Source organism: Croceicoccus ponticola (genome assembly GCF_004004515.1).
GTDB lineage: Bacteria > Pseudomonadota > Alphaproteobacteria > Sphingomonadales > Sphingomonadaceae > Croceicoccus > Croceicoccus ponticola.
This window is the reverse complement of the sequence record NZ_RXOL01000003.1, coordinates 56,577-80,892: the sequence shown is the minus strand read 5'-3', so window position 1 is coordinate 80,892 and position 24,316 is coordinate 56,577. Positions and strand designations below refer to the sequence as shown.

The 24,316-nt window shown below is 60.5% G+C and carries 18 protein-coding genes and 1 tRNA gene; 10 read left to right on the top strand and 9 right to left on the bottom strand.

The window, feature by feature from the left end; translation table 11 throughout:
• Window positions 1-3 precede the first annotated feature (3 nt).
• On the top strand, window positions 4-489 hold the full coding sequence (locus tag EKN06_RS08375) for a potassium channel family protein (protein ID WP_240654693.1): 486 nt from the start codon (window positions 4-6) through the stop codon (window positions 487-489).
• Here the strand turns inward: EKN06_RS08375 and EKN06_RS08370 are convergent.
• The 3 genes from EKN06_RS08370 to EKN06_RS08360 form a co-directional block, all read right to left on the bottom strand.
• The gene (locus tag EKN06_RS08370; RefSeq protein WP_127612464.1) at window positions 486-2,264 is read right to left on the bottom strand and encodes a hypothetical protein; all 1,779 of its coding nucleotides are present in this window, start codon (window positions 2,262-2,264) and stop codon (window positions 486-488) included. The two genes, EKN06_RS08375 and EKN06_RS08370, sit on opposite strands and share 4 nt — an antisense overlap.
• 14 nt (window positions 2,265-2,278) lie before the next feature.
• The gene (locus EKN06_RS08365) at window positions 2,279-3,238 is read right to left on the bottom strand and encodes a TIR domain-containing protein (RefSeq protein WP_127612463.1); all 960 of its coding nucleotides are present in this window, start codon (window positions 3,236-3,238) and stop codon (window positions 2,279-2,281) included.
• A gap of 345 nt (window positions 3,239-3,583) precedes the next feature.
• Window positions 3,584-3,751: an Arm DNA-binding domain-containing protein gene (locus tag EKN06_RS08360; RefSeq protein ID WP_127612462.1), complete on the bottom strand. Its 168-nt coding sequence runs from the start codon at window positions 3,749-3,751 to the stop codon at window positions 3,584-3,586.
• 605 nt (window positions 3,752-4,356) lie between these two features.
• Here EKN06_RS08360 and EKN06_RS08355 point away from each other — a divergent pair.
• The 4 genes from EKN06_RS08355 to EKN06_RS08340 all read left to right on the top strand — a co-directional run bounded on the left by EKN06_RS08355 (window position 4,357) and on the right by EKN06_RS08340 (window position 8,675).
• The gene (locus EKN06_RS08355) at window positions 4,357-4,938 is read left to right on the top strand and encodes a hypothetical protein (protein WP_127612461.1); all 582 of its coding nucleotides are present in this window, start codon (window positions 4,357-4,359) and stop codon (window positions 4,936-4,938) included.
• A 6-nt stretch (window positions 4,939-4,944) separates the two neighbouring features.
• Window positions 4,945-6,069, top strand: coding sequence for a DUF262 domain-containing protein (locus EKN06_RS08350; protein WP_127612460.1), 1,125 nt, complete (start codon window positions 4,945-4,947; stop codon window positions 6,067-6,069).
• 494 nt (window positions 6,070-6,563) lie between these two features.
• The gene (locus EKN06_RS08345) at window positions 6,564-7,109 is read left to right on the top strand and encodes a recombinase family protein (protein ID WP_127612459.1); all 546 of its coding nucleotides are present in this window, start codon (window positions 6,564-6,566) and stop codon (window positions 7,107-7,109) included.
• 339 nt (window positions 7,110-7,448) lie between these two features.
• Window positions 7,449-8,675: a hypothetical protein gene (locus EKN06_RS08340; RefSeq protein ID WP_127612458.1), complete on the top strand. Its 1,227-nt coding sequence runs from the start codon at window positions 7,449-7,451 to the stop codon at window positions 8,673-8,675.
• Between the two features lie 270 nt (window positions 8,676-8,945).
• Here the strand turns inward: EKN06_RS08340 and EKN06_RS08335 are convergent, their stop codons facing one another.
• The 4 genes from EKN06_RS08335 to EKN06_RS08320 all read right to left on the bottom strand — a co-directional run bounded on the left by EKN06_RS08335 (window position 8,946) and on the right by EKN06_RS08320 (window position 18,502).
• Complete coding sequence (locus EKN06_RS08335; protein ID WP_127612457.1) at window positions 8,946-12,326, bottom strand: helicase-related protein; 3,381 nt, start codon at window positions 12,324-12,326, stop codon at window positions 8,946-8,948.
• Between the two features lie 3 nt (window positions 12,327-12,329).
• Window positions 12,330-16,376, bottom strand: coding sequence for an Eco57I restriction-modification methylase domain-containing protein (locus tag EKN06_RS08330; protein ID WP_127612456.1), 4,047 nt, complete (start codon window positions 16,374-16,376; stop codon window positions 12,330-12,332).
• Between the two features lie 258 nt (window positions 16,377-16,634).
• Complete coding sequence (locus EKN06_RS08325; protein ID WP_164843998.1) at window positions 16,635-18,191, bottom strand: tyrosine-type recombinase/integrase; 1,557 nt, start codon at window positions 18,189-18,191, stop codon at window positions 16,635-16,637.
• A 224-nt stretch (window positions 18,192-18,415) separates the two neighbouring features.
• A tRNA-Leu gene (locus EKN06_RS08320) sits at window positions 18,416-18,502 on the bottom strand.
• A gap of 211 nt (window positions 18,503-18,713) precedes the next feature.
• On the opposite strand from EKN06_RS08320, the gene EKN06_RS08315 reads away from it, so the two are divergent.
• On the top strand, window positions 18,714-19,661 hold the full coding sequence (locus EKN06_RS08315; protein ID WP_127612454.1) for a complex I NDUFA9 subunit family protein: 948 nt from the start codon (window positions 18,714-18,716) through the stop codon (window positions 19,659-19,661).
• Window positions 19,662-19,717: 56 nt separating this feature from the next.
• Here EKN06_RS08315 and EKN06_RS08310 read toward each other — a convergent pair whose 3' ends face one another.
• Window positions 19,718-20,389: a glutathione S-transferase family protein gene (locus tag EKN06_RS08310; RefSeq protein ID WP_127612453.1), complete on the bottom strand. Its 672-nt coding sequence runs from the start codon at window positions 20,387-20,389 to the stop codon at window positions 19,718-19,720.
• A 141-nt stretch (window positions 20,390-20,530) separates the two neighbouring features.
• Here EKN06_RS08310 and mobA point away from each other — a divergent pair, with 141 nt between their 5' ends.
• From mobA to dcd, 4 genes are all read left to right on the top strand, one after another.
• Window positions 20,531-21,094, top strand: a complete 564-nt coding sequence (gene mobA, locus EKN06_RS08305) for a molybdenum cofactor guanylyltransferase (protein ID WP_240654692.1) — start codon at window positions 20,531-20,533, stop codon at window positions 21,092-21,094.
• 52 nt (window positions 21,095-21,146) lie between these two features.
• Complete coding sequence (locus tag EKN06_RS08300) at window positions 21,147-21,629, top strand: UPF0262 family protein (protein WP_127612452.1); 483 nt, start codon at window positions 21,147-21,149, stop codon at window positions 21,627-21,629.
• Window positions 21,630-21,633: 4 nt separating this feature from the next.
• Window positions 21,634-22,329: a glycoside hydrolase family 25 protein gene (locus EKN06_RS08295; protein ID WP_127612451.1), complete on the top strand. Its 696-nt coding sequence runs from the start codon at window positions 21,634-21,636 to the stop codon at window positions 22,327-22,329.
• Window positions 22,330-22,412: 83 nt separating this feature from the next.
• Window positions 22,413-22,967 carry a dCTP deaminase gene (gene dcd, locus EKN06_RS08290; protein WP_127612450.1) on the top strand — a complete coding sequence of 185 codons (555 nt, stop codon included), beginning with the start codon at window positions 22,413-22,415 and terminating at the stop codon, window positions 22,965-22,967.
• Window positions 22,968-22,983: 16 nt separating this feature from the next.
• Here the strand turns inward: dcd and EKN06_RS08285 are convergent, their stop codons facing one another.
• Window positions 22,984-24,309, bottom strand: a complete 1,326-nt coding sequence (locus tag EKN06_RS08285) for a GntP family permease (RefSeq protein ID WP_127612449.1) — start codon at window positions 24,307-24,309, stop codon at window positions 22,984-22,986.
• Window positions 24,310-24,316: the final 7 nt, after the last annotated feature.

Sequence of the window (24,316 nt, the reverse complement as noted above, 5' to 3'; positions counted from 1 at the left end):
ACGTTGATACTGACCGACGCCGTTGTCGGGCTGATCGCCGCGTTTATCGGCGTGGCGCTTAGCATCGAGATGCACTTCTTCGGATTGCGGTGGCTGGCCTGGCTGGTCCAGCACCGCGAGCCGAAGGTGCGACGCCCCTTGCTCGTCGTGCTGTTCACGATCTTCACGCTGCATCTTGTCGAAGTTCTGCTTTTCGCGATCTTGCTTGCCCTGATCGAAGCGGGGGGCTTCGGCAGGCTGATGGGCGCGACTTATGGCGGGGCCGGCTGGTTCGTCGACCATTTCTACTTTTCCATCGCGTCGTACACGACGCTTGGCCTTGGCGATATCGTGCCGCATGGCGCGATCCGGATGGTCGCGGGACTGGAAGCGCTCGCAGGACTGGTGCTCGTGACGTGGAGCGCCTCGTTCACATACCTCATGATGGAACGACTATGGTCCGACCGTCTGCCGACCAAGACCGAAACCGAAATGGAAAAAGAAGACTAGCCGGGTACCTGCAAGGTGCGTTCGCGATAGGCCAGCGACCATTCGTTGAGGTCGGCAAGCATGATCGCGGCAGTGTTGCGCAGTTCGGCGGTCAGGTCGTCGATTTCCCTGATTTCGGCCAGCCTCGCCTCGTTCGCGGCCAGTGCACGGACGGTGTTGTGCGATCGGCTTGCCGTCACGAGATGTTCGCCATGCCCGCGCAGGCCAAAGGCGGCGGCGCTCAGCGCGGGAAACCCTGCGGTGACGAACACGAACGGCGCGGTCAGCGGCTTTACCCAGTCGTGCAGGAAGAAATAGACGAAGATATATAGCGTACATGCTGCGATCACCCCGCCGACGAGGAAGTTGCCCACCTCGTGCAGCTTGTGGTCGATCTTGTGCATGCGGCTGGCGTTGACCTCGTGGTAGGCGGCCTGTGGGCGCACCTGCTCTTCCAGCACGTCGTCAGCGAGCTGCCGGATCGTCACATCGGTCATCGTGCCGACAGGCGCCGCCATTTCACGCCAGATCGCGGTAGCGTACCACCGGGTCCAGTCGGCGCTTTCGAAATGCCGCCCTATGGGTCCGGTAAAATCGGCGCGAACCGGCGGTCCGGCCAATCCGGTGCGCTTGAGATAGGCGAGGGGGCGAAGCGATTCGGCAAGGTGGCGATATTGCAGCCACTTGCGATGCCATTCGCCCTGTCCGCCGATATGCGTATTGTAAAACAACAACCCGATGATCGAGAGTTCCACCATGACGAGGTAGATCTTGATCGTGGGCATGATCAGCCCGGTCAACGCGACGATTACGGCCAACGCGGCCAGGCCATAGTTGGTAACGTGCCCGCTGCGGAACAGCTGTGCGTAGCGGATGGCAAGGAAGTTGGCCCAATCGTAGGCCTCATCCAGGTTCCGGGTGTCGAGATCGCCCGATTTTCCGTTGCCCGATTCATGGCCATCGACGACGCGCCCTTGATGCCAGGGCCGACTAGGCATTCGCTTTACGCCCAACAACGCCAGCATCGCCGGATATTCGATGCGCCAGTTGGTGCGGCGTTCGATCTCTTCGAGATATTCCCCCATCTGTTCCTTTTCGATTTCCGAATGAGGAGCCAGAGTGCGCTGCAACAGGCGAAGGTAGTCTGACGGAGCGTCGATCGGTTCGACCAGCGGATCGATCACGTCGCCGCCGACCAGAAGGCGTGCGTTGGCAATTGTGCTGTTTTCGCGATCGACCTGAATATGAATGACCGGCACGTACGCCAGCAGGGCCAATTCGATGACATGGGCCGTGCCGCCGCGACCGCGCCCTTCTTCGCCGTCCCATACCGCGACGAGCACGTCGGAGGCTGCGATGATTGCCTTGCCGACCAGGACATAGGCATCGTCTTCGTGCGCGCGCCTACCCGGCAGGCAAAACACTTCGTCCGCCGCCAAAACGTGACGCTTGAACTCCCGATGTTCTTCGCCCGAAGCGAAGTCGTGAGTATATTCCGCTTCCGAAAACGGCAGCACCGCGCGCACCTGATAGTCGAGCCCGCGAGCCGATTTCGCGGCGATCTGGTCAGCTCCGGTGGCCAACGCCGTGTGAAACCGCAGCAGCGGCGCTTCGCGCGAGAAATAGCTCGGTGCATCGTCGCTCATGGCGCTCACCCCGTTTCGCAACGATCCGAGCACGGTGTCGAGGCGGATGCCAAGATCGTCGACGATATCGCCGTCGATCGCGTTTCCGCGATGGCCGGTAATACCTACATTGAGGGTAAGGCGCGGGCGCGGTGGGTGCGTTGCCGTCAAGTTTTCAAGAATCCCTAGCGTGCCGCGACGGGCGCGCGAACTTCGTGGACAAGGCGGATGCCGCCAACCTGCAGGATCGAACCGACGGGTAGGGCGACCGTGCCTTCTATTCTCTCGTCGTCGACAAAAGTGCCGTTGGTGGAATCGAGATCGGACACGACCACTTCGCCATTGGCGAAGACCACCTCGCAATGGGTGCGCGAAATTCTGGGGTCGAGCAGGACCACGTCCGCCGGCGCTGTCCGGCCAATCCGCACGCCCAGTGGACCGATCGCGTAGCTGTCCGCATCCTCCCCTTCGTCAAGCAGTTCGAGCACATGTTGCTCGGCCTGATTGAATGGGCTGTCGGCGTGGCTGAAGAACTGCGTCTGATCGCTTCCGTCATCCTCATCCGGCTCCTGGCGCGTAAAGCGCGGAAAGGCCGAAGATGTGCGACCGCCGAAAAGCGGTTCGGCCCGTGCTTCGGAAACAGGCGGCGTGGGAACCTCGATAGAGGGTTGGGGCGCGGGTTCGGGCGCGGCAGGTATGGTCGCCTTGACTGTCTTTGTCGCGATGCGGGATTCGGCGACCGAATTCTCGCTCACCAACCTCTTCAGATCCGCGACGAACTGGCCCCAGGTGTTGTCGTTGCGGTCACCCGCCCAATGCGACAATTCCGCAGTGTGGGTCAGTTCGAAAATGATCGGCCGGTCGCACGCTTCGATGATCGCCGGCGCCAGTCGGCCACGGCGATCCGCCAGCGTCGCCTCCGCCCGCACCCAGCGAGATGCGACCGAGCGCGGCGACCACAGCACGACCACGGCCTTGGCCGCGCGAAGGTTGCGTTCGATCACTTCGTCGAAAGTTTCGCCCGAATGGAGCGCAGCGTCCCACCACACATCAAAGCCCTCGTCGCCGAGTGCATCGGCGAAGAGGCGCGCGATCGGTCGATCCTCGCGACTATAGGAAATGAAAATGTCCGGCTCAGACAACATAAACCCCTCTTGGCCGCCCCACCTGCGAATCAAGACCGCCGAACCGATCCGTCTAGTCCGGGGCCAAAACGTGAAATCGCAGTAACAATAAGCAAAACAATGACTTCAACTGATCCCGAGGGATAGGTCATACCCCTCACTAAACCCAATATTAACTGAAAGAGCCTTTCTCGCAAGTGCGGTAACCCTTTATCGAAGGGCATTCCCGTTGCGGGACATGGTGGATTTATCAAGGCATTGCCCGATCGACGATCACATCGACCTTGCCGCTTGGACGGCACTGACAGGATCCGCGCTGAACCGGACGGTGATCCCCAGGCCCCTCAAATCTTCGCAGAGCAGTGGTTAGGAGCCATGGCTGAGCCGCTTTTCCTTGCCAGCAAATCGGTACTGCTGGCGCCAAAGCTTCGACCCGCTAGGCATCACCTCGACGTAGAGCCCTTTCTCATCAGCGCGCTTGTATGGTTTTGCACGCGGAGAAAGAGCTTTAATTCCTTTGTCGGTGAGAGGCATGGGCCGCTTCTTCTGAAGGAGGACCCTAAAACTCGCCAAATGCCCCCAATGATGCGCCCGAATCGGGTGGATTATCGAGAAACACAGTGAGGCAGCCAGAGTCCAAAAGAGACAATAAGCCACCGAGTAACAGTAGTTTATTGCTGCCAACAGCTATGTCCAGAAGTAGTTAAATGGTGCCCAGAAGAGGAGAGGTCGGGGGCTCCGGGTTCGAGTCCTCGTCCAAGGCTGGGTTTTGTCCTGATTTATCAGAGGGGGCGGGTTCGAGTGCCAGAAGAGGACTTCCATAGTAGACTCTAAGAACCGCAGAAATCAGCTATTTCTTGTACTCTTGATCGACGCTGTGTGTACTACCTGTGTGTACAAGTTTCAAGCCTTTGGCTCAATTCGGGTCCTAAACAGGGACCCACATCAAATGCCTAGCATGAACCATGGGAAAATCAGATCCGAACGGTCAACCGGTATGAGTAGGACGATCCGACAGAGTTAAGGCAGGCGGAAGTTTCCTATACTATTACGCCACTTCGCTAAGTATTTTACGTGCCCATTACCGTGAGCTGGCCTAAGGAGCCGGATGAAGACCGGAAATTTGGGGTAAGCGCAGAGTGACACTAGAGATTTTGAAGGGCGAAGTCCGGTCAATTGGCAAGCGGTTCCCAAACCGCGAGGAAAGAGCTCGACGCCTTTTCATAACAGAGCGCCCCGCCTCTTTATCAAGAGACCAGGATCGCGAATTCCGTATCAAAACGGAAATCTCACAGCAATTTTCTATTCCCTATACAGCTGTAAGCTTCTGCGGATCAGCCCAAATTGGTTTTAGCGTCCATAAGGACCAGCTCTTCCAACCAGGGGTCTCTGATCTGGATGCTGCCTGCATCGATGCTCAGTTGTTCCAGCGAGCTTGGATCGATGTCATAGAGACGACGAGGGCTTTCACCGACCTCACGCCATTTGGCCATCGTACGACAGATGAAATTAACGTTTTTCGTGAGCAGATTGTCAAGCGCGGGATGATCAGAGTAGACGCTATGCCACTATCTGAAACTAAGACTGCTTGGTCAACTTTCCAAGGGAGAGTTAGCCGCAAACACACGGATTTATTTAAACGCATATCGCTGGCGATTTACTTAAACGAATATGCATTTTGCTGGAAACAAGACAGTTCTCTAGCAACCGTGATGAGGTAATATGTCATGCAGAATGAATTGAAATATACTGTTAGATCACGAGAAATCGTTGACCTTGCGACAGCTATGAAGAATTCTAGCCTGACGCTTTCGCCTTATTTCCAGCGAAATCTAGTGTGGAGGGACGCTCATAAACGCGATTTCATTGACACGATTTTAAGGGGCTACCCCTTCCCGCAAATCTTCTTAGCTAGAGGAAAGATTGATGTTGAGAACATGACATCCAGCCAGGCGGTCGTGGACGGTCAACAACGCTTGAATGCCATTCGAGAATTTATTGACGGTAAGCTTGAGGTGGATGGGAAATCATTCCGGGACCTCACTTCAAGGCAAAAAGAAGACTTCCTTAAATATGAAGTCCCTGTGATAGACTTTGACCTTGAGGCGGGCGATCCGAGACTAAAAGACGTCTTTCATCGGCTAAATCGAACTTATTACGCACTATCAGCTATCGAAAAGCTAGCCTCTGAATACTCAGCCTCAGAATTCTTGCTCGTCGCCAGGGCACTGGCTGGAGAAATTCTAAAGACTGAAGTACCGATTGAGGAACTAGGCGACGTCGGGAGTGAGGATGATGCCGAAACCATTCCAGGCAACATGTTCAGTAGGGACCCGGGAATTGAGGAAGCCACCTGGGATTGGATCGTTGAGAATGCGGAAGGGTCGTTCGCCACGCTAATCCGCACTGAAGCGATATTCACTACCTTTGAGTTTGACCGTAAAGTTCCGTTAATGTTTTCCTTAAACGTTATCTGCACCTACCTCGCTGGCTACTACAATAGAAACGACAGAGTTCGTAAGTTTCTCGATGAGAAGTCAGAAGTATTTCCTGAAAAGAAAGAACTATTTTCAGTTTTGAATGCGACCGCCGACTTCATTGTCCAAATGAACCTCAATAAATCGTCGATGTGGTGGAACAAGGCCAACTTCTTCACCTTGGTGGTTGAATTAGCGAGGCTACCAAAATTGCGCGAGCAGGCACCGGTTGACGCGGGAATAAAGCTCCAGGTGATGGAGCAGAACCTGTCGAGTGAGTACAGTTTGGCAGCACGAGAAGCTGTGAACAACAGGGCACAGCGTGATTTGAGGGGGGAAATGGTTCGTTCGGCACTGGAGGCACCTTTGCCTTGATTGATACTGAAAGCAGATTTCATGTTTAGGAAACATAGAAAGGCTAAAGGCTTGCTCCTTTCTGTAATTTGGCGTGGGAAATGGCTGCTATAAGCACCGTCAACGGCGTGAGCGGGGCAAGACTTGGGTTTGATGCATTTCGCTAAGAGCTCCTCGCGGGGCGCTGGATCCAAATCGAAGCATTGGCTTACATTGTGCGAGCCACCGCCGACAGCACTCAAGGTCCGGCCTGCATATACGATTTGCAGCGAAGCCGCCTGTTTCAAGTCTGCATTACCATCGACACTCTTGGTACCATCTGTGTGACCGAAGGGGACCCATTGAACGCACGACAACCTGACTACGCCCTGGCATCGTCAGGCCTTGTTGGCGTCCGCAGGGTTTACCTCACCGACACACCTATCTGAGACAGTTCCAGCGTCTCATTAGCATTGACATTGGCATTTCGGACATTTAGTGGAAATGGTCTAAGAAGCTATTGAGACACATTCATCATGACAACGAAGATCGGTTATGCACGGGCAAGTTCCGAAGATCAGGACTGCACCATTCAAGAGGACGCGCTCAGGGCGGCTGGCTGCACCATCGTCCGCTCAGAGAAAAAGAGTGGCACTACCAGGCAAGGCCGCGATCAGCTGGATACGATCCTGGAGTTCCTGCACGAGGGCGATACCTTGGTCGTGACCCGCATCGACCGCCTGGCGCGTTCTGTGAAGGACTTGGAGGCCATCGCACAGGTCATTCGGGACAAGGAAGCCCACCTTCAAGCCACAGAGCAGCCAATTGATACCACCACACCAGCAGGCGTTGCGTTTCTCCAGATGCTTGGCGTGTTCGCCCAGTTCGAGACGGCCCTGAGAAGGGAGCGTCAGCTGGAAGGCATAGCCAAGGCCAAGGCTGCCGGTGTCTACAAGGGCAGGAAGCCTTCGGTGCCGGTGGAAGACGTACGGCGGCTGAAGGAGGAGGGTCTCAACCCGACCCAGATCAGCAGGCAGCTCAAGATCGGCAGGGCTTCGGTTTACCGTGCGTTGGCTGCCTGATCTGCATGAGGAAATAATCGGGTAAGCTGAACAGCTTTGAGGCCGCAGAAACCGCTACTTTCTCCTCCTTGAGCCGGTTTTTGGCCGTGGCGTTGAGGCTATCAGCTCGATTGCGCTGGAGTGGGTGCTGCGGGAGACCTATGGAGCGCAACTCGTTTGTACAGGTCATTGCCCTTGGACACCTCATCAAGTTCCGCGTCAGAGTTCGCCACGGCTTCGAGACGAGCCCAGGCTTCCTTTCTGCGCTTTTCTGATCTCGATCTGACTGACCGTCGTTCGCTGCAAGAGAGGGCGCGGTTCATGTCTCTACAGGGCCGAGCCAGAACGCCAGAGGCGCAGATGCTCGTGGCCGATCTGATGTCCTCTCGGGTCCTGCCCTCGATCTTGAAAGCAGAGGGCACGCTGACCTCGGCTTCGGCGAAGAAGTGTGGCGACGCGCTCGGGGCGATCATGGCGGATGTCATCAATGCGACCCGTCAGCAAAGAGCGTCCTCCCGAAGCGTCCGGAACGGTAGCTTCTCCTCGCCATGCCCGGTCGGGCGTCTGGCGTTTCGTAGGGTCATGAACGCGCTGATCGCCGAGGGGCTCATCGACCACCGCAAGGGGCATCGCGTGAAGGAAGGGCCGTTCGGCACTGAGCGCGACGTGCCCTCGCTCTTCCAGGCCACCCCCGCTCTTCTGGAGCTTGCTGATGGTCACGAGCTCCTTCGGGCTAAGCAGACCAGTTCCGATTTCACCCATGGGAAGCGCGACCTATCCGACGGAGCACAAGTGGTCGTGGCTCGAAAGAAGATCGAAAAAGACCAAGCGGGACAGCGACCACCGCCTCAGGATCTCGACTGGGACCCCTCAGACCCGTTGGCCTGCAAGATCGCTGCACGCATGGAGCGCATGAACGCCTTCCTCCTGGAACCCGGTAGGGTCGAGGGGCTCAGCTTCGGGGGCCTGCGCCGTATCTTCTCCAACGCCAACCTGCCGGGCTTTCAATGGCAATGGGGAGGACGCCTAAACACCCTACCTGGATGGGACGCCTACGAAAGCTGGAAGGGTGGCGCACAAACGCGAAGACAGATCATCGAACTGGAGGGCGAACCCGTAATGGAGGCGGACATCTCTGCCGCGTTTCTCACGATCCTATACGGGCTCTTGGGGGAGCCGTTCGATAACCATCGGCCCCCATACGACATCGGAGACGGGATCAGCACTGAGCGAGCCAAGGCCTGGTGCACGATAGCCTTGGGCAGCTTCAAGCTGTCTGCGGGAGGCAGGCCATTCAGCCGAGTCAAGAAGGCCTTCATCGAACGGCACCCAATCCTCCAGAGCCTCGAGACCTGCGGGCTGACCAATGCCGACCTTCAGTATCACGAGAGCGAAATCATCCTGTCGGCTGTCGAGGTCATGCGAGACAGCCATGGTGTTGCGGCCCTGCCGGTTCACGACTGCATTGTGGTCCCACGATCGATGGCAGACGTTGGTCGGCAGGTGCTCGAGCAGGCCTTTTACGATCACCTACAGGACGTGGTTGGGTGTCCTCACCCATTCCTACCCTTGGTGACCCTGAAGTAGCCGAGGGGGCCATAGGCCTGCCACCGTCGGTGTTGCGCTATGGGTCCCTCGGTGCCCTTAGGTGGTGACGATGACACCACCCCTACGCCCAGGCTTTGGTGCCCTGCTTTCTCTCCGCCAGGGGACTTACAGCATACTGGGACAGAAATGTGGAATCGACTCACTGCCCGATCGAAAGCCCGCCAGACGAAAGGCGAAGGGTAGTTGTAGGGTTGCCCAGTTCGCTATGAGCAGTGGGCGATGATGGCCCGCACAGCGGCAAATAGGAGATCATGATGTGGCCGAGAGTACCGCCTCGTTCACAATGCCCATCCAGCACACCAGTTGGACATCATTGGGCGTGATGGGGGGGAGGACGGGCGGCTGGCTGAACGGCGGCAGGCCGCTGTCGTTGATTTTCCGCACCAGGTCCTTGGTCTTTGGTGCCCCTTGCATCGCCTCGTTTGCGAACCATTCGCGCAGCAGAAGCTCCTCCCGCCGCGGCCAAGGGGCTTCTAAGATGTCGAGGGCTTTCTGCACATCCTGGGCCTCCCCGTCGGGTAGAGGGTTCTGACGGATGAACTCCGCTACCCTAAGGTTGAGCGGGCGCACCTTCGGCTGCAGGTTAGCTGGATCCGTTTCGGCCATCCACGCCTCGTGCACTGATGCCCTTGCCACCTCCCAGAGATCGAACACATTCGCTTCGAGTGCCTCCGGCACATGCCTTGCAGTGCCAGGTTCACATTCGATAATACGCAGGCAGCGGCCGAGCTCGCGATGAAGAGGGCGTTCGGGATCGTAGATCCAGTCTGTGGAGCAAGGGATGAACCGCAGGTAGGTGCGGTCTCCCACCGAAGCGCAGAAGAAGACGCCCTGCTCCTTGCCCTTCACCATTCCCGAGCCGATGCCCATTGGCAGCGTTTGCGTCCGCGATCCTCCAGCCTCCAGGGCCTTGCGCAGTGTCTGGCGGTATTCCTCGCCCGTTTGGCCTGCGCTACCGGCAAGCCCCCGCTCGAAAAGCGTTGGGTCCTCGGCCAGCAGGCGCTCGATCTCTTCCCGAGTCTCCGCAAAGACTTGGGAGCCGTCGGCCGCCCCTTCCACCGGAGCCACTACGCCGACGCTCGCAGCCGCCAGGGCGATTTTCTGCAGGATCCGCTGCTCGAGGTTCAGCAGCGCATCCAGTCGATCAGCCGGGAAAATGGTGCGCAGAAACACGCGCGCATGCGGGCTGCCGATTCTGTCGATCCGGCCATGGCGCTGCACCATGCGCATGGGGTTCCAGGGGATGTCGTAGTTGATGATGTGGCGGCACTGCTGAAGATTGACGCCCTCCGCCAAAACGTCCGTGGTGATGAGCAGATCGAACCGGTCATTCCCGTCCACTGCTTCCGACGAGATGGGCGCGAAACCCTCCACCGCCGTCCTGCGGCCGATCTCGTCCTCCTCGACGTCGACCGATCCGGCTACGGCCACGATCCGTCCGGCGTATATCCCAAGCTCGGGGTCCGTGCGGGCCACGTCGGCAAGCGCATTGCGAAGATATCCCACCGTATCGGCGAAGAATGAGAAGATCAGCACCTTCCGCTTCTGTCGGGCGTCGTCTTCGCTGCTCGCTTCTGCCTCGGCTTCCGCGGCGATCTCCTTCAACGTGCGAACCAAAGCCTCGAGCTTAGGATCGTTCTGGGGGCCGACAGCCGCGATCTTTCCGGCAAGACCTCTCAGAGTCGCAAGGTCGCGCTCGACAGCCTGTTGCAGGCCGGGGACGTCATAGAAGGCAGTACTTTCCACCCCGTCATGGTTAGAGAGCAAGCCCTCCACGTCATCATCGGTGGCCGCAAGGTCCTTCAGGAATCGAGTGTTCACCACATGCCCCTGGCCCAGCAGTTCAAGGAAATCCTCATGCTGTTTGATCAGCTTCGCGAGCGTTCGGCCGAAGGCGAAGGTAGAGGATTCGAACCGCTTCAAAAGACCCGAGCGCAACAAGCCGACTGTGGCAGACGCGCGGGCGCGTTCCTCTTGATCCTGAAGGTCGAGGCGCTTTGGATAGAGACCCGGGGCGTATCGGGCGAACGTCATGGCCTGCGGGTTACCGGCATCGAGCTCGGCCGGATCCAGCGCGGCTTCCACCAGGTCGAAAAGCTCCGGCATAGGCGCGGCCAAAGGGTAGCGTACCGTGATCGGCTTTGGCTCCGGGAAGACGATCGTCATCGTCTGACCTGCGAAGGTGATCGTGTCCCCGCCATAGTGCTTCTTCACGAAGTGGCGGGTGCGCTTCACCGTCGTCGCGTCGATCACTGGGAACAGCATGTCGGGTGACAACTGGTCTGGTTCTTCCCGGGCCGCCTCCTCGAAACGTTCCCGGATCGAGAGGATCCCTCGGTCCGCCAGGAGACTGTCCTGCCGGATGAAGTAGCGGATCAGGTTGTAGAGATCCCACAGCGAGTTGTTGACGGGTGTCGCCGTCAACAGCAGCACGTCGCGCCGTTGCCCCCATAGCAACCTTCGGAGCACTCGGGCTCGGGTCGGCGCGTCCGGGTTCCGATAGTTGTGGGCCTCGTCCACCACCACCAACTGGTACTCGTCCAGTGGACGCTTTAATTTGTCTTGGAACTGGTTGGGATCCGCCATCGCAATCTGGCGGTCTATCGCAAGCTCCTCGTAGGAAACGCACTCAACGTCCATCAGGAAGTTGTTCGTGCGGAACTTGGCCCAGGTGGAATCCCGCAGTTGTGCCGGGCAGATCAGAAGCGTTCGTAACCGCCGCTCTTTGTAGCTCCGAAGGATCTCGCCTGCGATGAAGGTCTTCCCCAGGCCCACTTCGTCGGCAACGATTGCGCCCCCATTTTCCGCCATCAGGCGCATCGCCCGGGCGACTCCGTGCTTCTGGAAGTTGGTCAACGGCAGGCCAGAGTCGTTATCCTGCTCCTGCGCCACTTCCGAGCCATAAATGCGCCAGAGGACGCGCAGGTAGATCTCCCAAGGAGTGTACTCCGCGAAGACCTCCTCGAAGAGGGCAGCGAGGTCGACCGGGACCGCTTCGTCCCATAGCCTCTCGAACCAGGCCGTCGCCTGGCCATGGATTATGGGATCGAAGCGACCGAGGTTCAGCTCGAGGTTGCTGGTGACACCCGCCCGGGTCAGGTTGGAGGAGCCGGCGAACAACCCTGCGCCCGTCGCGTCGGCGCCCTCCCGATTGGAAAGTATGTAGGCCTTGGCGTGAAGGAAGGCTTTCTCATAGCGCCGCGCCTCCATGCGGCCAGCCCGCAGCACCTCGATCAACTTCTTTAGCGAAGCCCGTCCGGCCTTGGTGAAGGGGAAATGGTCGCGTTCGTGCCGCAGGCCTTGATCCAGCTCGTCGAGCCCCTCCCGGATCAACCGCTTCTGGAAGGCCGCCTCGGTCTCGTCTAGACGACGCTGAAGCGGTTTGGCGTCCCGTGGGGGCTCTGCGCCGATCATCAGGCGGATGCGTTCCAGATCCTCGAGATGGTTAGCGATCTGGGCGAAGCCTGCTGGGCTGAAGTAGGCCGAAGCGATGTCGAGCCGGGCTGGGCGCTCTGTGAGTTGACCAAGCAGCTCGCCATGGGGGACGCCATAGCGCAACGCCCGCACCAGCACGTTGGCCAGCGAATTGCCATTCAGGTTGTCGACAAAGTCGAAGTTGAGCTCGGTCATGCGTCAGTCCACCAGGTGCGGGATCAGATGGCGATTGGCAGCGGCGGCCCGCGAATGGGCCTCGTAGTGGCGCATCACGGCAGCCAACCGCGGGGCGTAATCCCACCCTTCATGGAAGGATTCGAATATGTGGGATAGTTGATCCGCGGTCAGCCCGTAGAGGTGGGCGACCACTGCATCGAGCTCGTCGGTCATGACCTTCTTTTCTTCGGTCGACAACGGACCGACCTCGACGCCGACTGCTGCCGCCCAATCGACGAAGCGGTCGTCGGGGCAAGCAAGCCTTCCCGCAATAGCCACGCATCGCTGCCAGAGCGGGTGCTCCCGACTGGGCCGCGGTACCGGGAAGGGGTTGAAGATGTAGAAGTTCATCCCGATTTCGACAAAGCGCCGAGCGTACCAATCGAGCGATCTCGAGGACATGACTCCGAGGAGATAGGCTTGGTCTTGCTCGTCGCCTCTTGGCCAGAGGAGATATGGCGCCTTGTTGGTTAGAAAGACCCTTGGCGGCGCAAGTGCCGCAATAAGCGTCCGGGTGTCTGTCGAGCGAGCAATGTCGCGGAAAATGATCCGCGCCCTGTTCGGCGGGAGGTTTCTCGGATCGGCCCGCCATGAGCGCGAGAACTCTGCATGAGCGCTGCCCTTCCGAGCCCTTGAGCGCTTTTGTTGCAGCCAGGCCAACGCAGGTCCCGGGTCCGCCCAGGCGTAGTAGTAATCTGAGCCACGATCGGGGTTCCAGTGCTCGAAGCTCTCCCCCTTAAAGACCGGCCAATAGCCCTCGGGAGTGGTTCCCGACTGGTCCATCAGTGGCTTCTGAGCCGTTGCGTGCATTTCTCCATCAGGTCGCGCCCGCCAGCTGAGCCCATCGTTCAAATCCAGCCGCGGCGCCTTACGCAACTGGGCGAACACACTCAATGATGCGTCAGTCGGCAGAAGGGGCAGCGAGGCCGTATCGTTCCAGGAGAGTATGTCGGCTACAGTGTAATCGGCGCCGACGCCTTCAATCCCGACCTTGTACCGCTCCATGTCTGAATAGGGACCTCGCAAGGTCACCGCATAGCCTTCAGGCTCGCCGCGGGTGATGGCTGCGAAGGCCATAGTGTAGCGATGTTCTGCCTCATCAAACACCCATCCCGCTTTGTTATGGACCATGCAGATGTCGACCGATGATGAGGCTTCGAACATCTGCAGTCTGAACTTCTCTGAGCCCTTGGCCGAGAATGCGCTGCGCGGAAGCACGATGCCGATATACCCCCCCGCGGCGACCGTCAGGTTCCAGAACCGCCAGCAAAAAGCCTTGTAAGTGTCGGGGTCGCCCGTTCCCATGCCCGGATAGGCGCCAGAGGTAAGAGCTCGCCTGAACTTGGCAACGGTGCCCATTTCCCTCTCAAGCAGGCGCTGCAAGTCGGGCCGGGCTGCTCTCAGACGCTCCCGCTCCTGCTCCATCTGTGCTGCAGCCATCCCCCTGAGGCCGGGGAAGTGCCTCGCCCAGAACGCATGATCTTCAAGGGTGGCCTCCTTCCACGGCGGGTTGCCCAGCAACACGTCAAAGCCGGCTCGCGGCCGCAGGAAGACCTCAGGGAAAGCGACGGGAAAGTGGAAGGGCCTGAGGCCATCGAGGACCTCCCGAGCCGCGCGGGTCTCAGGCAGATGCTCCAGCCGTCCCCAGCTGTCCTCGATTGCCTCGAACTGCACCCGGTCATCAGGCTCTACCAGATCCCGCGCAGTCACCAGGTCGCAGAGCGCCTTGGCTTCCGCGACGGCGGCCTTAGCCTCCGCCATAGCCTCTCGAGCCTGCTTCACCTCGGCAAGCGTTGCGTCTGCGCTGTTGGCCATGCGCTGGAGAGGACGGGCCGCGGCGCTCAGCAGCTTGTCCGCGTTGACGTTAAACAGTCCGACCCCCTCGGCCTCGATGGCGTCCCGGATCTCCTGGATGGTCCCCACGCCTACCAGCGCGTTGCCCAGCACCAGATTGTGGTCGAGCACGCTCAACGGCAGGCCCGGTACGAAGGTGTGGATCCAGATGCCCAGCCGCGCGAGGTCGACGGCCATGGGGTTCATGTCGACGCCATAGATGCAACGCCGGGCGATCAGGCGCCGCAACAACTGACTGTCCTCGAACGGCATCTGATCGGCCGCGATCTCCCCCAGAGAGGCCCGGGCCGCCTGCTTAAGGTCATGCAGCTGGCGTCGTATCCCGGCCGACCCTGGGGCGTCAGGCACCGCCAGATAGCCTGTGAAGGCCTTCTCGATCCGGTCGATCGCCGCCACCAGGAAGTGGGCCGACCCCATTGCGATGTCTGCCACCCGGAAGTCGAAGAAAGCTTCCGCCGCGTCCATCTCCGGGAGGGCCCGTACCCGGTTGAGATGCTCATTAAGCGCCGGCACAAGCGCCCGATCCAGGAGGTGCTCGACAGCGAAACTCTTGGTGAAGTAGCTGCCAGAGGACTTACGGGCACCGGACCGATTATGGAGATAGACCTCGCCATGCCGCACCACCAGCGGTTGGCTGCCCCGGGCCGGGATATAGTTGCCCTGGGCGTCTACAGCGAGATCTTGCTCTGCAACGGATAGTTCCGACTCCAGGAGGCCCTCGTATATGGTGCCGAACTCGCGCACGCCAAGCGAACGGAAGTCGACCGGCTGTAGCCCGCCTTCCTCCTGCGCCAGCAGCAGGTCCCTAAGGGCTGGCTCAAAGACCGAATCCGCAAGCGTGATGCCGTCGAGCGTTGCCCCCGCGCGGCTGACCTGAGGGTCAGTGGTGAACAGGCCGCCGTTGTAGGCTGGCACCGACAGCCGGGGATCACCCTTCTCAATTGCGTCGCAGATCAACTTGACCCGCGCCCAATACCCTGAACCATCGCCCACGGGCGTTCGGTCGGCCCAGGCAGCACCAAGGTCCTGGGCAAGCTGCTTCAACGAGGCTCGGCGATACTGTTCCGACAGGCGATAGGGCAGCAGGTCGCGGTCTTCGGCATAGGCGATGAAGAGCAGCCGGAAGAGAAGCGTGAGCGCCATGCGATAGGTGAGATCAAGGTCCTCGGCGGTCGGCCGCTGCAGATTCCGGGCGCGGGCGACGCCCTCAGCCAGCCTCGGGACGACACTGGTGTAAATGCGGTCGCGGAGGCCCTTGGCGAGCTCAGAGGCGAAGCGAGCGGAAGCCTCCAGCAACTTGTCGACCGACCCATCAGGCAAAAGGGCATCTGATGAGAAGAGGAGAGGCAGGTAGCCGGCATGTGTCTCGGAGAGGAGCGAGGTCTGCAGCTCAAGGTAGGTCTCTGCCCGGCCCCGTCGACCGACCCCTTTGCCCCCCTTGGCGGGGTAGAGGCGCAGCCGATCTCCCTGGACGGTCACAACCCAGTCGAGGCTCTGTTGGTCAGCCTTGTGGAGGGCGTAAGAGACGGGAGACAGGTTGCCATAGCGGGCGGTTGCGGCCTCGGGAACGTCGGATTTGTCGAGCAGGATGGCAAGAGCGACGCGCCGGTCCTTCGCCTTCAGCACCTGGGTCAAGTTGTCGATCCGGTCGGCTGCGAAGCCGAGCTGCATTAGGAGCTGCTGGCCTTCCGCGCCGATCATGCTCCGGCCACGCTGCACGGCAGCCATCCAGTCCGGCTGGCGCGGTGCATCGACGGTCAGCTCATGAAGGGCGAACAGTCCCTGGTTGCGCAGGCCCGGGACCGCGGTTTCCAGGGAGGGAAGCGCGTTGGCCAGAAACTGCAGGGCTGCGTGGCGATCAGGAAGATCGAGTGCAACCTTGCAGAGCCTTTCCACGACGTAGGGATCGAGGTCGTGGTGAACGGGCAAGTCCTCGCCCGTGGGGCCTGCGATAGAGGCACTGTCTTGATGGAGAGCCACGACAAGCACCGGGCAGGCCCGGCTGCCACGGCGGCCCTTCCAAGCTTCGACCAGCTTGCCTGCGTTGGGTCGGCCGCCCGATTCGAGCACCACGATTTCGAGTCCGAGGTCGCCCTTGCCGAGATGAAGACCCCTTGGAGTAAGTCCGTCAATGGCGAGGTTCAAAGGACGAGCCTGGAGATCTTCAAGAAACACGCCGGATCCCCACGATCTTCGATTCAATCAGCTTCAAACTGCGACCCGGTGGGCTAGCAGGTTGTCGAGCACGAGAAGTTCTGAGCGCGAGCACCTGCAGGGCGTACTGGTCAGGTCTCAGCGCCGTGTTGGTCCAGAGCTGGTTGGCAGCCTGGAATAGGCGACGGGAGAGGTCCTGAAGATTGACGGCCACTAATAACTCCCTTTAGTATCAATTATTAGGGGCGGACATTACTTGGTCTCGGCGTGCCGTCCAGCTCAAACAGTCGTAAGTTCAAGAAAGCGCGGCATCTTCTCTAATTCGCGAGACAGCACATCTGCATGTTCATTGACATGGTCATATTCGCTGTGGGCATCCGAGAGTGAATGACCTGTGATCGCTCTGGTTACCCTGGGGTCAATCTGGTGCCTGGACGCTTGGCTTATGAAGAGGTGGCGCCAAGCATGGTTCGGCTTCACTCCATCGATGCCCAATGACCGCACCCAAGCGGCCAACTTAGACCCGAGCCTGTTAGATTGACGGTTGATCGCGTGGTCACTTCGGCGCTTCGCTGGGTCGTAGAAAAGAGGTCCTTCAGGTCGGCTTGCCACAAACTCAAGAAAGTCCTGCTCAATTAGGTGACTATGCAGTGGAACCACGCGGAGCGCTTTCGATTTGACAGTCCCTGCATCTGGAGTGATCCGCATGACATTGACGCCATCCTTGACGAAGATGTCTTCCTTCCGAAGCTGCGTGATTTCGTTCACGCGGGCACCTGAGTAGGCCATCAACCAAGTGCACCATCGTTTCGCATTCCTAAGATGCACGCCTTCTGGCGAAACCGATGGCTCTAACGAGGCCCTCAGGATCATATGGGCCTCCTCTGTCGTGAAGGCCTTACTGCGGGTGACAGCTTTCGCCGGAAGTTTGACCTTAGTGACCTCAAGCATTGGGTTTCGTGGAATTAGTCCGTCCCCCTTGGCCCAAGCGAAGAGAGCGCTCGCCGCACCGAGGTAACTCCCGTTGATCGTCTTGGCGCTGAGGCGTTTGCCTCGATATGTCGCCTCGTCGCGCAGATGGTTGCGCCAGGCCACGATGTCGTCGTGCTCGATGGCAAGCACATTGTCATCGCCAATGAACTCAGCGAGACGTCTTATATAGGGTCGCCACTGGGCCATTGTTTTCGGATGGCGGTCGGGCTGGGCCGCATATCGCTCATACAAATCCATGATGCCGATCTGCTTTAAAGCCGATCCTCTGGCCATTTTCGTAGGCTCAGGTGCAGGCGGCGTCGGGAAAGCACCGCCCTCAAAACGGAGCAGTTGAGCCTCATGGGCTGCAATCGCAGCGTCGTTTAATGCCTTGCAGAGCTTCGCAAGGAAGGGATCGTCTACGGCGATGATATAGCCCGCATCAGAAGCCAAGCTAAAGGCATGCTCGCTCCAGGCGTCTACGAGCCCCTCAAGGTCGCCATTGGCCCGGAAGGACCGATACACATCCAACGCAGCCTCAATCGCTAGGCGCACGCCTTGTGACCACCTCGCGCTCGGATTTGCATTGGAGAAGCTATAGCCAGCGCCCTCAGCAGCCGTAGTGACCATCTCACCCCGGGCCTTCGCCTTCGGGTCCCAACGACGATCCTCGTCATCTTTTAGCTCCTGCACCCGATACTTCTCAGCCAGGAAGGCGATCATCGGCTCATCCAGCCGGTCATAGGTTCCAGTTGCCAGCTTGCGTGCAGCGCGGACGATGTCTTCATATTCGCGCTCGATGGCCTGATAGCTGTCCATCGCGCCTGGGGAGTTCATGTCCGAAACGCGCAGCGAGACCTTCAATTCGGTACGCCCTCGCCCATCGGGACTTTTGCTCGGAATGTGCCTTACGAGGTCCGTTGGGAACCGTCGTCGATAGCTCAATATGCCACTCTTTATGTCACACTGAAGGAACATCAATACCACTTCCATTTGTCGATCCTGTGTACGAGTGTGTGTACGACAAGAGCGTTTACAAATGGCTGAAAACCTGAAACTTTTCTTATTTCAGGGGCTTAGGGAGTGTATGGTGCCCAGAAGAGGACTCGAACCTCCACGCCCTTGCGAGCGCCAGCACCTGAAGCTGGTGCGTCTACCAATTCCGCCATCTGGGCACCGGAGCAGCGGCGACAGTGTTTCGCCGTTGCGGGTAGGTGGGCGCCACTAGACGGGGGACTGGATGGTGTCAATGGCGTTTCAGGTCCGCGAGACGCGCCAAAAGCCGGGCCATTCGACAGGTTGCAGGATCGCAGGCGGCGTGCCAAAGCGCAGGCCGCCTTTACGGGCGCCCGGGAACCGGGTTTGGGTTTGAAGAAAGGGCAGGACATGGCGTCCTCTGCATTGGCCGGAAAGCTTGTCACTCTCATCGGCGGGAGCGGGTTTCTTGGTACCCACGTCGCGCAGGAATTGCTGGCGCGCGGCGCGCGGCTTCGCGTGGCGAGCCGTAATCCGGACAAGAGCTGGCATCTGAAGCCGCTCGCCAACCTGGGCCAGTTGCAATTTGTGCGGACCGACGTTCGCAAGCCTGGCAGCGTCGCGGCTGCCGTCGCTGGTGCGGATGCGGTCGTGAATCTGGTCGGGGCGTTCGACGGCGATCTTGATGCGGTGCAGGGCAGGGGTGCCGGGCGCGTGGCGGAACTGGCCAAGCAGGCCGGGGCGACCGCTTTCGTGCACGTATCCGCGATCGGCGCGAACCCTGAATCCGAAGTCGCCTATCAGCGCAGCAAAGGCGCAGGCGAAATCGCCGTGGCCAAGGCATTTCCCGGCGCGACCATCCTGCGGCCATCGATAATCTTTGGCGAAGAGGACGAGTTCCTGAACATGTTCGGCCGCCTGATTTCGATGTTGCCCGCATTGCCGGTGTTTGCGCCCACCGCGAAGTTGCAACCGGTTTTCGTCGATGACGTTTCGGCCGCGATCGTCGCCGTGCTCGAAAACAGTGCGCTGGCGGGCAAGACTTACGAACTGGCCGGGCCGGAAACGGTCACGATGCTGGAACTGAACGAGCGTATCGCCGCGGCGCAGGATCGCAACCGCGCGTTCCTGCCGTTGCCCGACTTCCTGGGGCGTGCCATTGCATCATTCACCGGCTGGCTGCCGGGTGCGCCGATCACCGGGGACCAGTACGCGATGCTATCTCAAGGAAACGTCGCCAGCGGCCAGTATGCCGGGCTCGCGCAGCTTGGCATCGCGGCAAAGCCCATCGGCTTGTTCCTCGACGACTGGATGGTGCAGTATCGCAAACATGGGCGGTTTCACGAAAAGCGTGCCTGAACGAAAATCCGCGCCCAATCCGTCCGCGTAATTCATGGGGGCGCGGATTGGGGGCGTCAGGCGTTGACGTCGGCGTAATGTTTGGGCGGTGCAACGCCCTCCATCCGGTCTGCCAGCAAAGGCTGGAAGCTGGGACGGCTTTTGAACACCGAATACCAGCCGCGCGCCTGTTCGTGGCCCTGCCAGTTGATGCCGCCAAGGTAGTCTGCCACCGAAATCTGCGCCGCGGCGGTCAGGTCGGCCAGCGTCATCGTCGACCCCGCCAGCCACGGGCGATGGTCGATCAGATAGTCGATGTAGTCGAGATGATCGTCCGCCAACCGCATGGCGCTGCGCAGCACCTGAGAGTTGGGAGCCTGACGCGTGACGACGCGCTTGGTATAGCGTTCCATCAGCAGCGGCCCGGTCACGTCGCCAAAGAAGTTTTCGTCGAACAGCGCCACCAGCCGGCGAATTTCCGCCCGGTTCGATGCCGTCCCATTGATCATCGGGTTTTTCGGCACCGTCTCTTCAAAATATTCGGCGATGGCGCGGCTGTCCGACAGGGTGATGTTCTTGTCCGGTTCGCGCATCGCGGGCGTGCGGCCGGTCGGGTTCATCAGGAAGAATTCGTCGCGCATTTCCCACGGGTTTTCACGCACGAGTTCGAAAGGCACGCCTTTTTCCGCAAGCAACAGGCGAAGCTTGCGACTGAACGGGCAGAGCGGGAACTGGTATAGCCGCCACATGGCCTTTGGAACGCTACCTTTCTATGGTGATCCCCCGCATCGGTTCCCCCCGGATCGACGCCTGAACCCGATTGACGCAAGCGCGCCCCCCGCGTCAACACGCGATCACTGCAAACCCGCAATATTCGAGGGATTAAGACGGTGAACGGAACATTGACCACGGATGGACCGCTGCTGGGCTGCGTGTTGGCGGGTGGCGAATCGCGGCGGTTCGGCAGCGACAAGGCGCTGGCGCTGCTGGACGGGGAGACCCTGCTGTCCCGTGCTGTCGGAGTTCTGGCTCGGCATTGTGCCGCCGTCGTCGTGGCAGGGCGGGGCGATGATGGCGCATCCGGTGTCGCCGACTGGCCGGAACCGGGGCTCGGCCCGCTCGGCGGACTGGCGGGGGCGTTGCGCCATGCGCGCGATGGCGGCTTTGCGGCTGTCCTTGCCATCGGCGTCGACAGCATAGGGCTGCCCGATGACCTGCGGGTCATTCTGTCGCCCGCGCCTGCGTGCCTTGCCGCGCAGCCGGTCGTCGGCTTGTGGCCGGTTGCGGCTCTGCCAGTGATCGAAACGATCCTGACCGGCGGAGAGCGGCGTTCGATGCTGCATTTCGCCGAACGGACCGGTGCGCGGCTGGTCGAACTCGCCATACCGCCTGCGAACGTCAACACGCCCGCCGACCTTGCCCGACTAGTGCTCGGCCCGGGCAAACGCGATTGAGACCAATGCCCGCTTGTGCCGCAGCGCGGCATTTGCGATGGCTGGCCGTGCAATGACCGATCCCCGCATCATGGACATCTCGCTGGACGATGCGACGATACTGTGGCGCAATCCCGATATCGAGCAGGAGCGGCGGATCGCGATCTTCGACCTGATCGAGGAAAACACGTTCAAGCCGCTTCGCTCGTTCGAAGCCGGCAACGAAGGACCGTACAAACTGCGCCTGTCGGTGGTGGACGGCAGGCTGTCGATCGAGATCGCCGACGAGCACGGCGCCCCGCTCGAAGTGCTGGTGCTGGGCCTTGCGCGGTTCCGCCGCCCGATTCGCGAGTATTTCGCGATCTGCGACAGCTATTACCAGGCCATCCGCAAGGCGAGCCCGCAGGAGATCGAGACGATCGATATGGCTCGGCGCGGAGTGCACAACAACGCGGCGGAACTGCTGCTCGAACGGCTGGAAGGCAAGGTCGACACCGATTTCGCCACCGCCCGTCGGCTGTTCACGCTGATCTGCGTCCTCCACATCCGGGGCTGAACCGATGTTGCGCGACTTGTTCAAGCACAGGCCCGGTCTGTGGCTGGTGGCCTTGGTGCTGGTTCTGGGCATCGCGGGCGGGCTGTGGTGGAAACTGTCGCACTGGCGCCCCGATCGCACCGAAATGCCGGTGCAGGGCGTCTGGCTGACTGGGGACGAAAGCGCGGTGTCCATCTCCGAACTGCCGGGCGATGGCGCAAGCTTTGCCTATGTCACCGCCAGCATCGGGGCGAAGGGGCACAACGCGCGCTTCGTCGACACGGTGGAGCGCGCGCGCGCAGCCGGGATGCAGGCGGGCGCGGTGCATGTTTACGATCCCTGCATCGGCGCGGATCGCCAGTCGGCCAATTTCGTCACGATGGTGCCAAGGGATGGCGACCTGCTGGCCCCGGCCGTGATCTTGCGCGGATCGGGCGAGAATTGCCGACCGCGCGTCCGAGCCGAGGAGCTGGAATCCGAACTGGTCGTTTTTCTGAACCAGATCGAGATGCACGCGGGCAAGCGCGCGATACTCGCCCCGTCGGCGGCGTTCGAGGATGCCTATCATTTCGGCGCGCGGTCGGAACGGCGGCTGTGGCTGGCGCGGGACTGGCTTCAGCCGGACTATGCCGGACGGCCGTGGGAGATGTGGACGGCCAATTCGGCCCTGCGCATCGCCCCTGTCGCAGGGCCTGTCGCGTGGATCGCCGTGCGCCCTTAATCCACCGGCGGTTACCGTTCGCCCCTTGCCGGACGACGCCGCGAACGGGCAAGGACCACGCTGTTGAGGAGACGAGGGCGGTTATGGCGATTCTTTCGGACAAGTGGATTCGCGAAAAGGCGCAGACCGAAGCGATGATCGAGCCTTTCGTAGAGGCGCAGCGCCGCGACGGGTGCATATCCTATGGCCTGTCGTCCTATGGCTATGACGCGCGGGTTGCCGACGAATTCAAGATTTTCACTAACGTCGACAGCGCTATCGTCGATCCGAAGGATTTCGCGGCTAATTCGTTCGTCGATCGCAAGACCGACTGTTGCATCATCCCGCCCAACAGTTTCGCGCTGGCCCGCACGGTCGAATACTTCCGCGTGCCCAATGACGTGCTGGTCATCTGCCTTGGCAAGAGCACATATGCCCGGTGCGGCATCATCGTGAACGTCACCCCGCTCGAACCCGGCTGGGAAGGGCATGTTACGCTGGAATTTTCGAACACCACCCCGCTTCCGGCGCGCATCTATGCCAACGAAGGCGCGTGCCAGTTCCTGTTCCTCAAAGGCAACGAACCGTGCGAGACGACTTATGCCGATCGCGCGGGCAAGTACATGGGGCAGCGCGGGGTCACGCTGCCGCGGCTGTAACGGTGGCCTGCCGTCGCTAGAAGATCGAGAACAGCACCAGCGCCAAGATCGTGCCCAGCGCCGGCACGACCACCGTCGTTGCCGCCACCGCCTTGTACGCGGCCTGGTGGGTTTCGCCGCACACCGCGCGGATTGTGGTGACGACATAGCCGTTGTGCGGCAGGCTATCGAGCGCGCCGGACGCGATGGCGACGATGCGGTGCAGTTCCTGCGGATCGGCGCCAGCATCGAGATAGTGCGGCGCGATCAGCGGCAAGGCGATCGTCTGCCCACCCGAAGCGCTGCCGGTCAGCCCCGCGATCACCGTCACCGCGATGGCCGCGCCGATCAGCGGGCTGCCGGGAATGGCCTGCACTGCGTCGAGAGCCTGCATGAAGGCGGGCGAAAGCTTCGCCACCGAACCGAACCCGACGACCGCACAGGTGTTCGTGATCGCCACGACCGCGCCAGTCGCCCCGCGCGAAAACGTCGCGGCAAACCTTCCCCGCTCACTCCACCCCACCATGCAGGCCAGTGCCACGCCCGAACCCAGCGCCAGCACCAGTGCCCATTTGCCCAGCGACTGCGACACGAGGAACACGCCGAGCACACCCGCCAGCGGCGATATCGCCAGCAATGGCGAGGGCAAGGTGGTGTCGATTTCGAACCGTTCGTCCGATTCGCGCGTGTCGAACCCTTCGCCGGCCAGCACCGCGTTTTTCACCATCCGCGAAATGAAGATGTAGCCCAATGTCGCCATGAACAGCGCCACGACCATGCTCACCTCCCACGCGGCATAGGCCGTAGTGCCAAGATAGGGCATGGGGATGAGGTTCTGGATCTCGGGCGATCCGGCGCTCGTCATCGTGAAGGTGACCGAACCGAACGCCAGCGCGCCGGGAATGAACCGCCGGGGCAGGTTCGCTTCGCGGAAAAGTTCGACGGCGAGGCCATAGACCGAAAACGCAACGATGAAGACGCTGACCCCGCCATAAGTCAGCACCGCGCAGGCCAATACCGTGGCGGCAAGCGCGTATTTGCTGCCCAGCTTTTGCGTGATGAACCGCGCAACCGACGCGGCCGCGCCCGATGCGGCCATGACCTCGCCGAATATCGCGCCCAACAGGAACATCAGGAACCAGTCGGCGAGAAACGAGGAGAATCCCGCCATGTAGCTGGTGGCGAAATCGGGCGCGGCCGTCCCGTCAGGCAGCATCGCAGCGAGCGGCGGCAACAGCGGGAGCCCGGCGGTCAGCGCCACGACCAAAGCGGCCACCGGCCCGGCGATGAGGATGTTGATCCCCCTGACAGTCATCCAGATCAGCAGCGCAAGGCCACCGATCAGCCCGATCCAGCTTAGCATCGCAATC